A 13,518-nucleotide genomic window follows, 5' to 3' on the forward strand; every position below is an offset into this window, starting at 1 on the left:
TGCGTTCACGGTGAAGCCGGGCGGGCGGCGCCGCTCGCTCCTGCGCCCCGCGCGCGGCGGCGCGTCAACCTGCCGAGCAGCTGGAGGGCGCTCACGCAGCTGTCGGTCGAGTTCTGGCCCGACCGGAAGGAGTCCGGGAGGCCGAAATTGAACCCGATGTAGAGCGCGATGAAGGAGGGGCGCAGGTGCGCGGGGATGTGCAGCGCCTCGCCGAGCGGGGCCGCGAACAGGGCGAGCTCGCCCGGCACGCCGGGCACGACATACCCGAGCAGGAACACGATCGGCACCACGAGCGTGAGCTCGAGCAGCGAGATCTGATGACCGACCACGCGGGCGGCGGCGCCCGCCATGACGAACGCGCAGATCAACGTGCCATTGACGTTGAGCCAGCCGCCGAGGCCCACCACGAAGAGCCTGAGCTCCTGCGGCACCGCGGGGTAACATTTGCGGACGAGGTGCAGGTTGAGCGGCGTCGCCAGCGCCTCGCTGCACGAGGCCCACAGCAGCGGATAGACCTTGAGCCAGTAGTTGACGAAATAGTCGCGCAGCGAGAACTCCGGGAGGGCGGCCTTCATCCTCAGCAGGCTCGCCGCATGGAAGCCGAGGCAGGCGGCGCCGACGATCCCGGACACGAGCAGGTAGGAGACCATGAGGCTACCGGCGCTGCCGGCGCCGAGCGAGAGCGACCCCATCGAGGCGCGCGCGAGGGGGCCTCCGTGCGTCTGCGTGGCGAGCTGCGCAGGCAGACTCCGGAGGTAGGCGCCGAGCCCGAACATGAAGAGCGGGACCAGGCACTGCACGGCGCCTCCCGCGCGCTCCAGGGCATCCGCGGCGCGCTCCAGCGAGCGGGCGACCCGCGGCGCACGTAATGCCGCGAACGACGTCACGATGCCGGCGTAGAGGGCGACGAAGCACGGACTCGAGAGGACCAGGCCCGAGGAGCTGTAGAGGGTGCGCGCGGCCTCGAACGGCGCGCCCGTGCTGTGGCTGGGGAGCAGCGGGAGCCCGAACGCGAGCCAGGTGACGACGACCCCGAACAGGCACGCGGCCAGACGCTTGAGGGCGAGCCAGCCCATGACGTACGCGAGCAGCCGCCCCGGGCGCCCTTGCCGGTGCAGGCTCACGAACGTCGGCACGAGGACGATGAAGATCACGGCCGGCGCCAGGGTGGTGTACCAGCGCATGAGGCCGTCCATGGCGCGGGTCGACCACCGGGCCACGCTGGTGTCTCGGCCGGACACGAGCAGACCGAGCGCGAGAGCGAGGAGCGTCGCGACGGGCAGCAAGCTCCTGAGTCGCTCCCGCAATCGACCTGAGCGGGGCGGGTCAGCCACCGGAGCGAGGAGCGCCATGTCTCCCCCCCAGGAAATGCCGCGCGCGCGCCGCTGTTCGTGACGGAGCCCCGGAGATCCATGGACACCCGGACAACGCCGCAGACGAACACGCCGATCGATCGGTTGTCACGTCCGCGCTCGCGTGGTGAAGAGGGACGTGATGGAGTCCAGGATATCCTGGATCGACAGGGCAGGAGGCGGCTTGTCCGGGTTGTCGAGGGCCCTATCCACGTAATGCCCGAGGTACTCCGTCGTGACGAACGCCGTGAACGCGTTCGTCACCGCGCCGGCCAGCGGGATCAGCCCCAGCGTCATGGTGAGCATGAGCCGAAGGGCGCCGCCGCCCCAGATGATCTGGTGGACCTGGGACCACGCCGCCTTCGAGAGGGACGCGCCTCGCTCCTTCGCGAGCGACGCCGTGAGCAGGTACTGGATGGGAATGACGAACAGCTGGTCCGAACCCGGGATCGGCTGGACGATGAAGCTGATGCCGGCAGCGCCAGCCGAGAATGCGTGCGTAGCGAGCCGTGCCCCTAGATCCATGGAGGAAGCTTAATGCCCGCTCGGCCGTCGAGGAGTGGCTCGCGCCGCTCGTCCGGGCGCGGGTCGAGGGAGCGATGTCCCGCGTCTCCCGCTTTCCATGGAACGCCGCGCGATCCATCCTCACATCTTCTCGTTGATGCCTTTCCGGAGGAGCACCAGTTCACCGGGTAGCTGGTCGCGAAGCCGAGGAGAAGACGTCAGCGGTGGCTGCTCGGCTCCCGTAGCGCCGGTATGCCCGCCAGCGGGCGCCTGATGGCGTGTCGCTGCGAGGCAGCGCGCGTACTCCTCGAGCGCGATCGAGTCGTGCAGCCGGACCCCATGGCTGCTCAGCTTGGCGAGCGCGCGCGACACCCCGCGCGGCGCCACGCTGACCAGACGGCCGATCTGCGCCAGCGCCCACAGCTCGAGCCGGCTGCCCGGGACCAGGCGCCTGGCGGCGTTCAGCGCGAACCCCCGGCTGCGGCGCACGTAGTCGGCCAGCTTGCGCTCGCAGGCCTGGAACGCGCGCGCGTGGTCGCCGCCGGCCGCTGCCAGCTCACCGGCGAGGATATAGGCGCCCACCACCGCGAGGCTGGTGCTGCCGCCGACAGCCGGCCCCGGCGAATAGCCGGCGTCGCCGGTCAGGGTGACGCGCCCGCGTGACCACGAGTCCATGCGCAGCTGCGTGATCGAGTCGAAGTAGAACGCCGGGGTCCGATCGAGCTCGGCCATCAGCCGCGGCACCTCCCACCCGGCCCCGGCGAACGCCTCGCGCAGCAATTGCTTCTGCCGCGCGACGTCCCGGTGGTGGACATCGAGCTCGCGCGGGCTGCGGAACAGGAACACCGCGCGCGCGTCGTCGATCGTGTGCGAGCCATAGATCGCCGCCATCCGCCCGACCCCGCCGAGCACGACCGCGTGGTCGTGCAGCTGCAAGTAGTTGGGGATCGAGATCACCGCGAGGTAGGCGCCGATGAAACGCGCGAACTGCCGCTCCTCGCCGAACACCAGCCGCCGCACGTTCGAGTGCAGCCCGTCGGCGCCGATCACCAGATCGAAGCGCCGCGGCGCGCCGCGCTCGAACGTCACGTCGACACCGGCCTCGTCCTCGGCGAGCGAGGCGATCGAGTCGCCGAACACGTACTCGACGTCGCCCCGGGTCGCGTCGTGGAAGATCTCGCTGAGATCGTCGCGCATGATCTCGACGTGGCGGTCGGACACCGCGTGCATCAACCGGCCGACGTCGATGTCGACCTGCCCTTGCACCCCCTCGCGCAGCATCGTCATGCGCTCGGTGCCGGTCTTCTTGGCCTCGACCCGCGCCAGCACGCCCATGCGCTCGACGATGTCCATCGCCGGCCGAAACAGATCGACCGCGTGGCCGCCCGTCTTGCGCAGCGTCGGCGCCCGCTCCACCACCGTGGGCCGAAACCCGTGCCGCTTGAGCCAGTAGGCCAGCACCGGACCGGCGATGCTGGCCCCCGAAATGAGGATCTCCATGGCCCCTCCTTACTTACCGATAGGTAAGCACGCGGCCCCGCCTCGCACAAGGCTTACCGATCGGTAAGTAAGCGCTACACTGCGCGGGTGACCCGAGCCCGGCCTTCCGACACCAAGGCGCGAATCCAGGCGGTGGCGCGCGAGCTGTTCGCGCGCCAGGGGGTTCAGCGGACCAGCCTGCGCGAGATCGCCGATCACCTCGGCATCACCAAGCCCGCGCTCTACTACCACTTCGACTCGCGCGAATCGCTCGTCGCCAGCATCGTCGAGCCGCTGCTCGCGGACGTGGACGCGTTCATCGCCGAGCGCGAGGGCGGCCCGCAGCCTGACCCCCGAGCCCTTCTCGCCGACTACTTCGATCTCCTGCACCGCCACCGCGACACCCTCACGATGGTGGTCCGCGACCTCGCCACGCTCGCCTACCTCGACCTCGGCATACGCATGATCGAGTGGCGCCGCCGCCTGATGCGTCTTCTCATCGGCCCTCGCCCCTCGCTCGCCGCCCGCGCCCGCGCCGTGGTCGCCATCGGCGGCCTCTCCGACTGCGTCATCGAGTTCACCGACGTACCGATGGAGAAGGTCAAGTCGCTCGCCGTCGAGGCCGCCCTAGCCGCGCTCGCGCCCACGTCATGAGTCCCCTCGCCGTGCAGCCCCGCGCCCCCCGCCCGGCGCCCACAACACAACGTGAGCGCCGGCGGGGGGCCGTGCGCGGCGGCTCGGCTCACCCCTCTCCGCTACGCAGCAGCCGCCGGCTCTCCCGCCGCCGCCCCCGCAGCTCCGCCCGTGCCCGCGGCCTCGATCGGCGCCTCCTCCAGCGCCGCCGCGATCACCTGGCTCATGTCCTCCACGAAGATGAGCTCCAGCTCGGCCCGCACCTCCTTCGGGATCTCCTCAGCGTCGCGCGCGTTCTTCTGCGGCAGGATGACCCGCGTGATCCCGGCGCGGTGCGCCGCGAGCACCTTGGACTTGATCCCGCCGACCGGCAGCACCCGCCCGCGCAGCGTGCACTCGCCCGTCATCGCCGTGTCCGAGCGCACCCGCCGCCCGGAGAGGAGCGACGTCAGCGCCGTGAACATCGTCACGCCCGCGGACGGCCCGTCCTTGGGCACGCCGCCCGCAGGGACGTGGATGTGCAGGTCCTCCGCCTCGAGCTTCGCCGTGTCGACGCCGAGCTCGACCGCGTGGCTGCGCACGTAGGTGAGCGCCGCCTTCGCCGACTCCTTCATCACGTCGCCGAGCTGGCCCGTGATCTCGACCCTCCCCTTCCCCGGCATCCGCGACGTCTCGATGAACAGGATGTCCCCGCCCACCGGCGTCCAGGCGAGCCCTGTCGCAACACCAGCGACGCTCGTCCGCTCCGCCACGTCGCTGAAGAACCGGATCTTGCCGAGGTACGTCCCGAGATCGCTCGCCTCGACCACCACGCGCGGCGCCTTGCCGTCCGCCGCGCGCGCGATCTCCAGCGCGACCGCCCGGCAGAGCTTCTTGATCTCCCGGCCGAGCTGCCGCACCCCGGCCTCTCGCGTGTAGTCACGCACGATCGCCGCGAGCGCCTCGTCCGTGATCGACAGCGACGCCGGGTCGATCGCGTGCTCCTTGAGCTGCTTCGGGACGAGGTGCGACCGCGCGATCGCGATCTTCTCGTCCGGCGTGTAGCCGGACAGCTCGATGACCTCGAGCCGGTCCCGGAGCGGCGCCGAGAGCGCGCCGAGATCGTTCACCGTGCAGAGGAAGACGACCTCCGACAGATCGAACGGGAGCTCCAGGTAGTGGTCGACGAACGTCCGGTTCTGCTCCGGATCGAGCACCTCCAGGAGCGCCGCCTCGGGCGAGCCCCGCCACCCGGCGCCCAGCTTGTCGACCTCGTCGAGGAGCACGATCGGGTTCCTCACCTTGGCCTTCTTCAGCGCGTGCACGATCCGGCCGGGCAGCGCGCCGACGTACGTCCGCCGGTGGCCGCGCAGCTCCGCCTCGTCGTGCACCCCGCCGAGCGAGATGCGCACGAACGGGCGGCCCGTGGCGTCGGCGATCGACTGGCCGAGCGAGGTCTTGCCCACGCCGGGCGGGCCCGCGAAGCACAGGATCGTCGCGCGCGCCTTCCCGGTCAGCTTGAGAACCGCCATGTGCTCCAGGATGCGGCGCTTCACGTCGTCGAGGCCGCGGTGATCCTCGTCGAGCTTCGCCTTCACCGCGTCGAGGTCGTCCTTCACCTCCGCCCTCGCGCTCCACGGCAGGTCCGCGATCCACTCGAGGTACGTGCGGATCACGTTGTGCTCCGCGCTCTGCGGGCCGACCGAGTCGAGCCGGCGGAGCTCCCGATCGGCGACCGCGCGCGCCTCCTCGGGGAGCCCGGCCTCGTCGAGGCGCCGCCGGAGGGCCGACAGCTCGTCCTCGCCCTCCTCGCCGCCCGCGAGCTCCTTCTGGATGGCCCGGAGCTGCTCGCGGAGGATCGCCTCGCGCTGGCCCTTGCCGAGCTCGCGCCGCACGTCGCCGTCGATCTTCTTCTTCAGGTCCGCCAGCGCGGACGCCTCGGCGAGCAGGCCGGCGACCCGCTGGAGCCGCGGCACCACGCGGAGCTCGGAGAGCACCTCCATCTCCTTCTCGGTGGGCAGGCCGAGCGCGCCGGCGACCTGATCCGCGAAGACGCCCGGCTCCGCCCGGCTCGTCGCGGCGATCTCGGCGAGGTTGGTCCCCGTCTTCGGGCCGACCTCCCGGGCGCGCTCGCGCAGCGACGCCGCGAGCAGGCGCGCCTCCTCGGCGTCGCCGAGGAACTCGGGCGCGAGCGTGCCCTCGGCCCGCCACGTCGGCTCGGTCTCGACCAGGGCCGAGAGCGCGAAGCGATCGAGCCCCTCGATCACCAGCCGGTAGCCGTTCGAGACGCGCGAGATGTCGACGACCCGGGCGAACGTGCCGATGTCGTGGAGGTCCTCGCGCCGCGGATCCTCGCGCTTCGGATCGCGCTGCGCGATGACGCCGATCACGTCCCCGGCGTGGACGGCGTTGAGCAGCGCCACCGAGCGGGGGCGACCCACCGGGAGCGTGAGCACGGTGCCGGGAAAGAGGACGCCGGTGCGGAGCGGGAGCAGGGGAAAAGGGGAACGAGGCGCGCTGGCGCCGCTGCGAAGCTGGCTCATGCGAACTCCTGTGGCAGCGGTCGGCTCGCGCCATCCGTGCCGGATCGGTGGAAGGTTCGGTGGACTGCGTGGACAGCGCGCCGCACCTCCGCCCGTGAGGGCGGCGCAGCGCGCGGATGGGCTCACGTAGACCGCCGCGAGCAACCGCTCGGGCGAGCTCCATGAATCGATGAACGAAAAGTAAATTCGTTCACGCGCCAGTCAACCCGCCCCGCCAGCGAGCGCGACGGCTGGATCAGAACGCCTGGACGCCGAGCACGACGCCGGGCCAGGCGCGCTCGGTGCTGCTGGCGTCGGAGCCGAGGGGGGCGCTGCCGTAGGGGCTGAGCTGGGCGTCCTTCGGGGTGCCGCTGAACGCGACGTTGACGCTGGGGCCTCCGAAGATCGCGAGCTCCGGGAAGAGGCGGAAGCCGAGGAGCGCGCGCGCCTGCGCGATCGTGGCCGCGGGCTTGAGCGTCGAGGGCTCGTGGAGCGTGTACCCGAGCACGTCGAGGTCGATATAGGCGCGCTGGTGGATGGAGATGCGGCCGCCCAGGCCGAGCGCGGAGACCAGGAGAGGGCGGTTGCCGATCGTGCGAAGGCCGACGCCGTAGATGTTGTGGATGTGGTCGCTCCCGTTCTTGAGGCCGGCCACCACGATGCCGGACTCGAGCCCCCAGACGTCGACGTGCAGGCGGCCCTTGCGGATGAAGTTGAACAGCCCGAGCGAGAACGGCGATTCGTCGGCGTAGTTGACGAGGCCGATCTGCGCGCCCCCCACCTTGCCGGTGGCGACGTTCAGGAGCCCGATCTGCAGGCCTGTCGACTCGCCCGCGGCCACGTTGGCCACGCTGATCTGCGTGCCGGTCGACTTGCCCGCGGCCACGTTGACGACGCCGGCCTGCACGTCGGTCGCTGCGCCCGCGGCGAAGTTGGCCACGCCGACCTGCACGTCGGTCGCGTCGCTCACCGCGACGTTGGCCACGCCGACCTGCAGGTCGATCGAGGCGCCCGCCGCGACGTTGGCCACGCCGAGCTGCGCCCCGTCCACGGCGCCGATGGCGACGTTGATCATGCCGCCCTGCGCGCCCGCGACCGGGCCGGCGGCGACGTTGAACGAGCCGACCTGCGCGCCCTGGAGCGAGCCGGCGACGTTGAGCCCCGTCGTGATCTGCGCGCCGCGCGCCGGACCGAGCACGAGGTTGGCGACGGACGAGAGCTGCGCGCCGCACAGGAACGACGACGCGATGTTGACCCCGAGGCCGAGCTCGAGGCCCGCGACGCCCGCCGTGTACCCGGCGATGAGGTTCAGCGAGTAGCGGCGGACGACGTTCGTGCCGTCGAAGGTCGAGGTGCCGACGAACGGGAGGACGTCGGCGCCGAGGAGGACGGCCTTCGCGCCGGGGAGCGCGCAACGAAGAGGCTCCGGAGTCGCGGCGCGCGCGGCCTGCGCGCCGCGTCCGGCCTGCGCGGGGCGCGCGCCGCGGGGAGGCGCGGACTTCCCGCCTGCGGCGGGCGGCGCCGGGCGCGCTGCGGTCTCCGGCTGCGCGGCGGGCGGCGCCTCGGGCGGGCGCTTGCCGAACGCCGCCGCGAGCTCCGCCGCCTCGTCCCGGACGAGGTTGCCCGCGAGCAGGGCGATCGCCTCGGCGGCGCGATCGGGCTCCGCGGGGACATCGATGGTGCGCTCGATGCGGCGGCCGTCCGCGGCGCTGTAGCTCAGCGTGACGCGGCCGTCGGGCTCGCCGCGAAGGACGAGCGTGGGGCGCCCGGCGGTCGCCGCGGGGGCCAGCGTCACGCCGGCGCCGAGCTCGCTCCCGATGGCGGCGCGCACCGCGTCGGGATCGAGCGTCCACGGCGCGCCGTCGACGACGAGATCGACGCCCGAGGCGCTCGGCTCCTCGGCGAGCGCAGGCGCGGGAGGCGCGGTGACCGCGGCGAGCGCGCCCGCCGCCGCGAGCGCATGCAGAAGGAGGACGCCCGCGCGGAGGCCTGCGCCGCGCGCGGACGTCTTCCGGTCACCGCGCGGCGAGCCCCGCGGCGGCGCGGGGAGAGGTGCGAGGGCGGGTGTGTTCATCGACCGTGCTGTGCCCGCTCGCGTCGCGTTCGTTCACGCGCCGCGACGTTCACTCGTCCGCGCCGCGCATCGCCTCGAGCAGCGAGCGCGACTCGGTCTGGCGGTAGCCGCCGAAGGCGCCCTGCGCGAACGGCTCGAGCGCCCGCCGCGCCTCGTCCGCGCGGCCGAGGCGCACCAGGCAGAGGGCGCGGTTGTACTGGGCCTCCACGGCGAAGCGGCCGTGCGGGGCGGCGGCCAGGTACGCGTTCCACGCATCGAGCGCGGCCGCCGGGCTGCGCTCGACGAAGTGCGCGCGGTGCGCCGCCTGATAGAGCGCGTCTGCGTCGGGGCCGGCCGGCGGGCGCTCGATGGCCTGCGGATCGCCCGCGGCCGGCCGCGGCGCGGCTGGCAGGCGCGCGGCGCTCGGCGCGACGGCCGCGACCGGGCGCGAGGCCGACCGGACCGGCGCGACCGCCAGCACCGGCGCGCGCGGCGGCGCGGGGGCGATCGGGGGCTCCGCGATCGGCGCAGGCAGCGGCGGCTGCTCCGGCGCGACCGCCTCCGCGCTCGCCTCGGCCGCCGGCGGCGCGGGCGCCTCGGCCTCCGGCGGCGCGGGCGCCTCGGCCTCCGGCGGCGCGGGCGCCTCGGCCGCGTGCCGCGGTCCGGACAGCGCGCGCTGCGGCGGCGGCGCGGGCGGCATGCTGGGCGCCTCGGAGACGCGCAGCCCGAGCCGCGACGCGACGTCGTCCCAGCCGCCTGGAAACCAGCGCGCGGCCGAGGCCCACGCGACCGATCCGACGAGCACGGCGGCCAGCGGGACCACCACGCGGACCATCGCGAGGCGACGGGCGCGCTGGGCCTTCAGGCTCCTCATCACGCGGGCGCGCGTCTCGTCGCGGCGGCCGCGCGACGCGTCTGCCTCTGCGCGCAGCGCGCGCGCGGCCTCGCGGAGCACGTCGTCCTTCTCCTTCACGGCGCCCTCTCTTCCAGCAGCGTCCGGAGCTTCTGCTTGGCGTGGAACAGCCGCGTGCGCACGGTGGCCTCGGGCACGCCCATGATCTCGGATGCCTCTCGCGCGCTGCGCTCCTCGACCTCGCAGAGCACGAACGCCACGCGCTGCGCCGTCGGCAGCGCGTCGAGGGCGCGGTTCAGGGCCTGGGCGAGCGCGGCGCGGCCGGCCTCCCGCTCGGGGCTCGACGCGTGCTCCTCGTCCGGCTCCAGGGCGAGCCGCTCCATGGCCGCGCGGCGCCGCGCCGCCGAGCGGAGGTGGTGGCGGGCGTGGTTGACCGCGATCGCGATGAGGAACGTCTTGAGCGACGAGCCGCCGCGGAACCGCTGCGCGGCCTGCGGCAGGCTGAGGAAGACGTCGTGGGCCAGGTCCTCGGCGGACGCGTCGTCGCCGGTGAGGCGGCGGGCGAACCCGCGCACCGCGCCGTAGTGCTTGTCGTACGCCTCGCCGACCGCCGCGGCGTCCCCGCGCCGCAGCCGCTCGACGAGGTCCTCCTCCGCGTCCTGCGCGCGCTCGGCGCCGCGGGCGAAGAAGAACGGCATGAGGAGCGCCATGGTCTTCATCGGTCGCCACCTCTCCCCGGCGCGCGGGGGCTCGACGTCGCCGGACGGCTCTGCCCCCGGAAAACCCGCTGCTCGCTCCGTCCCATCTCGGTCCATCCCTGCGCCATCATCGTTACACCCGAACGCGCCCGGCGGCGTTGCCCGTTTGCCATCAACAAGCGTCGGAGAGCCCGGGGCGACATGAGGCACACCCCGTCGTGCCCGGCGTGGAGGAGAGCGTTCATGGTCGGCGCGTCGGTTTCGTGCCCGGAGGGGTCCGGAACGTTCAACGCCGGTCGGCAAAATCGACCGCCAGGGGTCCGGACGGCTGAAATCGACGGCCAGGGGGCGCGATCGACCGCCGGGGTCCATCCCGCCGCCCGGGAGCTCCGGACCGGCGGCCGTCGAGATCGTGCGCAGGGGCGCGGCCCGTTGAACGGAGCGCGTAGCAGCGGGCACGCAGCTCCGAGTGGGCAGAGGGCGCCGCGCCGACGAGCCGCGCCGCTGCCCTGGATCCATCGCTGATCAGGAGTGATGACACATGAACATGCGCACGGCCTTCGAATGGGGTCTCGGTCTCTCTTTGTCCTTTATCTCGATGACGACGGTCGGTTGCTACATCGAGACTGGCGACGACTGCGACTGGAGCGATGACTGTATCGACCAGCCCGGCGCCCCCGACGCTCCCGACTTCGAGCGCCCGGATCCGGACGAGGACACCGACGGTGAGGACGGCGCGAGCAGCAGCGGTGGTGAGAGCAGCGCGAGCGGCGGCGAGAGCAGCGCGAGCGGCGGCGGCGAGAGCTCACCAGGGACCCCGGGCGCCTGCCAGGCGTCGTGCGACTGCCCGAGCGGCGACGTGTGCGTCGAAGGGACCTGCAAGACACCGTGCGCGGCCTCGTGCGAGTGCCCCGAGGGCGACTCGTGCGAGGGTGGCTATTGCGCGCCCCCGCCGGAGCCGGCCATCTCCTGCGAGGCGAACTGCGATTGCCCGAGCGGCAGCGAGTGCGTCGAGGGCGTCTGCAGCTGAGCCGAACTGGTGAATCCTGCGAAGCGGGGCGATGAGCGCAGCGGGGGAGCCCAGGCTCACCGCGGCGGGATGAGCCGCTCGAGCCGGGATATGTACCCCGGCAGCTCCGCCGCCAGCGCTCCGGGCAGCGCCCGGTCCGCCTCGAACAACATCGCCAGGTTGCCGTAAAGCGCCGCGTCCGCGAGGCTCGGGGCCTCGCCGAACAGGAACGGCGCTCGCTTCAGCGTCCTGACGGTCGGCGCGAGCAGGGTCCGCGCGCGATCGAGCAGCGCCGGCGTGTCGCGCTCCCACTGCTCGATACAGCCGGCGCCGAACTTGCGCTCCTTGATCAGCGTGTACAGGGCGCGCTGACCCGGCCGCTCCCAGGCGTCGCGGATGCGCGGCGACGCGATCCGAAACAGCACGTCCTCGAGCGGTCCGTCGCAGAAGTCCGCGTACGCCCAGACCGGCCCCTCGAGGGCGTCCAGCGTCAAGCGCCTGGCGGCAGGGTCCTCGAGCAGGAGCTCGCAGATCCGCCGCGACTCGACCGTCACCTGGCCGTCGTCGCCGACCAGCACGGGCACGTAGATATAGCCGCCGGTCACGCGGGCCAGCTCGTCGCGATCGTCGTACGGCACCTCGACCAGCTCGTACGGGCGAGCCAGGAGGTCGAGAAGCATCTGAACTTTGCGGGCGAAGGGGCTATATCGGAGTCGGTAGAGCTTCATGGCTCCCGGGATACCCCGGCGCATCAGGACGAGCGAACGAATGTTTTCCATGAACCATGAGAAATTCTCATGACCGGCCCCGCCCCGGGGGATCGCCCTCCGCCGCTGCCGTCGCTCACCGCCCTGCAGGCGTTCGAGGCCGCGGCGCGCCATGCGAGCGTCACCCACGCGGCGCGCGAGCTGGGCGTGACCCAGACGGCCGTCAGCCACCAGATCCGCGCCCTCGAGGACACGCTGGAGACGGCGCTGTTCCGGCGCTCGCCGCACGGCATCAGCCTGACGGAGGACGGCGAGCGCTGGGCTGCGGAGCTGGGCGTCGTGTTCGCCCGGCTGCGCGAGGCGAACGCCCGCTTGCGGCGGCCCGCCGCGGACGCGCGGCCCGCCGTATCGGTCAGCGTCACGCCGTCGTTCGGGGCGCGCTGGCTCGTGCCGCGGCTCGGGCAGTTCCTTGTGAGCCACCCGGAGGTGGACGTGCGCATCTCCGCCACCGAGCGCCTCATCGATCTCGCGAGAGAGCCGGTGGACATCGGCATCCGTTATGGCCTCGGCGGCTACCCGGGCCTGGTCACCGTCAAGCTGGCGGACGACGCCCTCATCGTGGCCGCCGCGCCGAGCGTCGCGAGCAAGCGCGCTCGCTGGCGCGTCGAGGACCTGAGCCACGAGGTGTTGCTCGGCGACGACCACCCCGACGCCTGGGGCCGCTGGTTTCGCGAGCGCTCGCGCCGCCTCCCGGCCCGGGTGCGCCAGAGCCAGCTCACCGACTCGTCGATGCTCGTGGATGCGGCGGTGCGCGGTCAGGGCGTGGCGCTCGCGCGCTGGTCGCTCGCGGCTTCAGAGCTCGATCTCGGCCGCCTGGTGCTGCTCTTTCCCAGGCTCCCGGCGCTGCCGACGGGCCTCGCCTACTACCTCGTGAGCACGCGCGCGAGCCTGCGGCGAAAGCCGGTGGCCGCCTTCAGGGACTGGGTCGTATCCGAGTCCGCGAGCCTGCGCAGGCCCTGAGGCTGACGGCGCGGACTCAGCGCTCGGGCTTGCGGGCGGCGCGGGCAGGCTCGCGGCCGACGAGGCCGTAAAGGACGATCCGGTGGACCGCGGACAGCATCGCCTCCACCTCTTCACGGGAGCTCTGGAACAGCCACGGAGGCGCGAAGCTCGCATAGGCGCGCAGGAGGGCGCGCGCGGTGAGCTCGGGATCGGCGGCGTCGAGCTCGCCGGCGCCGGCGCCGCGCGCGACGAGATCGCGGAGGAGCGCGCGCTCCTCGTCGAGGAAGCGGGCGTGGGCTGCCTTCACGGCGCGGCTCTGGCAATGCACGAGATCGCACGCGTGCGCGCCCGAGCCGGCGAGCTCGAGGAAAGCCCGCGCGCGGGCGTCGAACACCGCCCGCAGCCGGTCGCAGAAGGGCACGCCGTCCCCGGCCGCGGCGGCGCGCATCGCGGCCATGACGGCGCGGTGCTCGCCCTGGGAGAGCTCCTCGACGATCGCGTCCTTCGAGGCGAACTCCAGGTACACGGCGCCGACCGCGATCTCGGCCTCGCGCGCGATATCGGCGACGGTGGTCTTGGCAGGCCCGTACCGGCGGAGGAGCCGCTCTGTCGCCTCGAGGATCCGCTGGCGCCGCTCACTGGCGCCGCCGGGGTAACCGTGCTCCATGAGGTGAGCGATGTTCTCCCGGATTCACGGCCGGGGGAAGCGTCCTGGCGGGAGGACGGG

The 13,518-nt window shown here is 72.9% G+C and carries 12 protein-coding genes; 3 read left to right on the forward strand and 9 right to left on the reverse strand.

What is annotated here, in order from left to right:
* Nucleotides 1–5 precede the first annotated feature (5 nt).
* From WMF29_RS24460 to WMF29_RS24470, 3 genes are all read right to left on the reverse strand, one after another.
* On the reverse strand, nt 6–1,196 hold the full coding sequence (locus tag WMF29_RS24460) for a cation:dicarboxylate symporter family transporter (protein ID WP_437322553.1): 1,191 nt from the start codon (nt 1,194–1,196) through the stop codon (nt 6–8).
* A 264-nt stretch (nt 1,197–1,460) separates the two neighbouring features.
* Complete coding sequence (locus WMF29_RS24465; RefSeq protein WP_437322554.1) at nt 1,461–1,877, reverse strand: hypothetical protein; 417 nt, start codon at nt 1,875–1,877, stop codon at nt 1,461–1,463.
* 120 nt (nt 1,878–1,997) lie between these two features.
* On the reverse strand, nt 1,998–3,356 hold the full coding sequence (locus tag WMF29_RS24470) for an FAD-dependent monooxygenase (protein ID WP_437322555.1): 1,359 nt from the start codon (nt 3,354–3,356) through the stop codon (nt 1,998–2,000).
* Nucleotides 3,357–3,443: 87 nt separating this feature from the next.
* Between WMF29_RS24470 and WMF29_RS24475 the strand changes: the two genes are divergently transcribed.
* Complete coding sequence (locus tag WMF29_RS24475) at nt 3,444–3,989, forward strand: TetR/AcrR family transcriptional regulator (RefSeq protein WP_437322556.1); 546 nt, start codon at nt 3,444–3,446, stop codon at nt 3,987–3,989.
* A 101-nt stretch (nt 3,990–4,090) separates the two neighbouring features.
* Here WMF29_RS24475 and lon read toward each other — a convergent pair whose 3' ends face one another.
* The 4 genes from lon to WMF29_RS24495 all read right to left on the reverse strand — a co-directional run bounded on the left by lon (nt 4,091) and on the right by WMF29_RS24495 (nt 10,094).
* Entirely contained in the window at nt 4,091–6,490 is a 2,400-nt protein-coding gene (gene lon / locus WMF29_RS24480; RefSeq protein ID WP_437322557.1) for an endopeptidase La, read from the reverse strand.
* A 235-nt stretch (nt 6,491–6,725) separates the two neighbouring features.
* Complete coding sequence (locus tag WMF29_RS24485) at nt 6,726–8,543, reverse strand: LA_2272 family surface repeat-containing protein (protein ID WP_437322558.1); 1,818 nt, start codon at nt 8,541–8,543, stop codon at nt 6,726–6,728.
* A 49-nt stretch (nt 8,544–8,592) separates the two neighbouring features.
* Nucleotides 8,593–9,495, reverse strand: a complete 903-nt coding sequence (locus WMF29_RS24490) for a tetratricopeptide repeat protein (RefSeq protein ID WP_437322559.1) — start codon at nt 9,493–9,495, stop codon at nt 8,593–8,595.
* Entirely contained in the window at nt 9,492–10,094 is a 603-nt protein-coding gene (locus tag WMF29_RS24495; protein WP_437322560.1) for an RNA polymerase sigma factor, read from the reverse strand. The genes WMF29_RS24490 and WMF29_RS24495 overlap by 4 nt, the downstream gene beginning before the upstream one ends.
* Nucleotides 10,095–10,671: 577 nt before the next feature.
* Here WMF29_RS24495 and WMF29_RS24500 point away from each other — a divergent pair.
* The gene (locus tag WMF29_RS24500; RefSeq protein WP_437322561.1) at nt 10,672–11,103 is read left to right on the forward strand and encodes a hypothetical protein; all 432 of its coding nucleotides are present in this window, start codon (nt 10,672–10,674) and stop codon (nt 11,101–11,103) included.
* Nucleotides 11,104–11,159: 56 nt separating this feature from the next.
* Here the strand turns inward: WMF29_RS24500 and WMF29_RS24505 are convergent, their stop codons facing one another.
* Nucleotides 11,160–11,810, reverse strand: a complete 651-nt coding sequence (locus tag WMF29_RS24505; protein ID WP_437322562.1) for a glutathione S-transferase family protein — start codon at nt 11,808–11,810, stop codon at nt 11,160–11,162.
* A 69-nt stretch (nt 11,811–11,879) separates the two neighbouring features.
* Here WMF29_RS24505 and gcvA point away from each other — a divergent pair, with 69 nt between their 5' ends.
* Nucleotides 11,880–12,809: a transcriptional regulator GcvA gene (gene gcvA / locus WMF29_RS24510; protein WP_437322563.1), complete on the forward strand. Its 930-nt coding sequence runs from the start codon at nt 11,880–11,882 to the stop codon at nt 12,807–12,809.
* A gap of 16 nt (nt 12,810–12,825) precedes the next feature.
* Here the strand turns inward: gcvA and WMF29_RS24515 are convergent, their stop codons facing one another.
* On the reverse strand, nt 12,826–13,458 hold the full coding sequence (locus WMF29_RS24515; protein WP_437322564.1) for a TetR/AcrR family transcriptional regulator: 633 nt from the start codon (nt 13,456–13,458) through the stop codon (nt 12,826–12,828).
* Nucleotides 13,459–13,518: the final 60 nt, after the last annotated feature.

The sequence above is a fragment of the Sorangium sp. So ce381 genome (assembly GCF_051473845.1).
In the GTDB taxonomy this organism is placed as follows: Bacteria; Myxococcota_A; Polyangia; order Polyangiales; family Polyangiaceae; genus Sorangium; species Sorangium atrum.

Bases quoted from the DNA above. Each gene is read 5' to 3' on its own strand.
- WMF29_RS24495 (WP_437322560.1), bottom strand. From the start codon at position 10,094: ATGAAGACCATGGCGCTCCTCATGCCGTTCTTCTTCGCCCGCGGCGCC.
- lon (WP_437322557.1), bottom strand. From the start codon at position 6,490: ATGAGCCAGCTTCGCAGCGGCGCCAGCGCGCCTCGTTCCCCTTTTCCC.
- WMF29_RS24515 (WP_437322564.1), bottom strand. From the start codon at position 13,458: ATGGAGCACGGTTACCCCGGCGGCGCCAGTGAGCGGCGCCAGCGGATC.
- WMF29_RS24460 (WP_437322553.1), bottom strand. From the start codon at position 1,196: ATGGACGGCCTCATGCGCTGGTACACCACCCTGGCGCCGGCCGTGATC.
- WMF29_RS24485 (WP_437322558.1), bottom strand. From the start codon at position 8,543: ATGAACACACCCGCCCTCGCACCTCTCCCCGCGCCGCCGCGGGGCTCG.
- WMF29_RS24500 (WP_437322561.1), top strand. From the start codon at position 10,672: ATGACGACGGTCGGTTGCTACATCGAGACTGGCGACGACTGCGACTGG.
- WMF29_RS24465 (WP_437322554.1), bottom strand. From the start codon at position 1,877: ATGGATCTAGGGGCACGGCTCGCTACGCACGCATTCTCGGCTGGCGCT.
- WMF29_RS24470 (WP_437322555.1), bottom strand. From the start codon at position 3,356: ATGGAGATCCTCATTTCGGGGGCCAGCATCGCCGGTCCGGTGCTGGCC.
- WMF29_RS24505 (WP_437322562.1), bottom strand. From the start codon at position 11,810: ATGAAGCTCTACCGACTCCGATATAGCCCCTTCGCCCGCAAAGTTCAG.
- gcvA (WP_437322563.1), top strand. From the start codon at position 11,880: ATGACCGGCCCCGCCCCGGGGGATCGCCCTCCGCCGCTGCCGTCGCTC.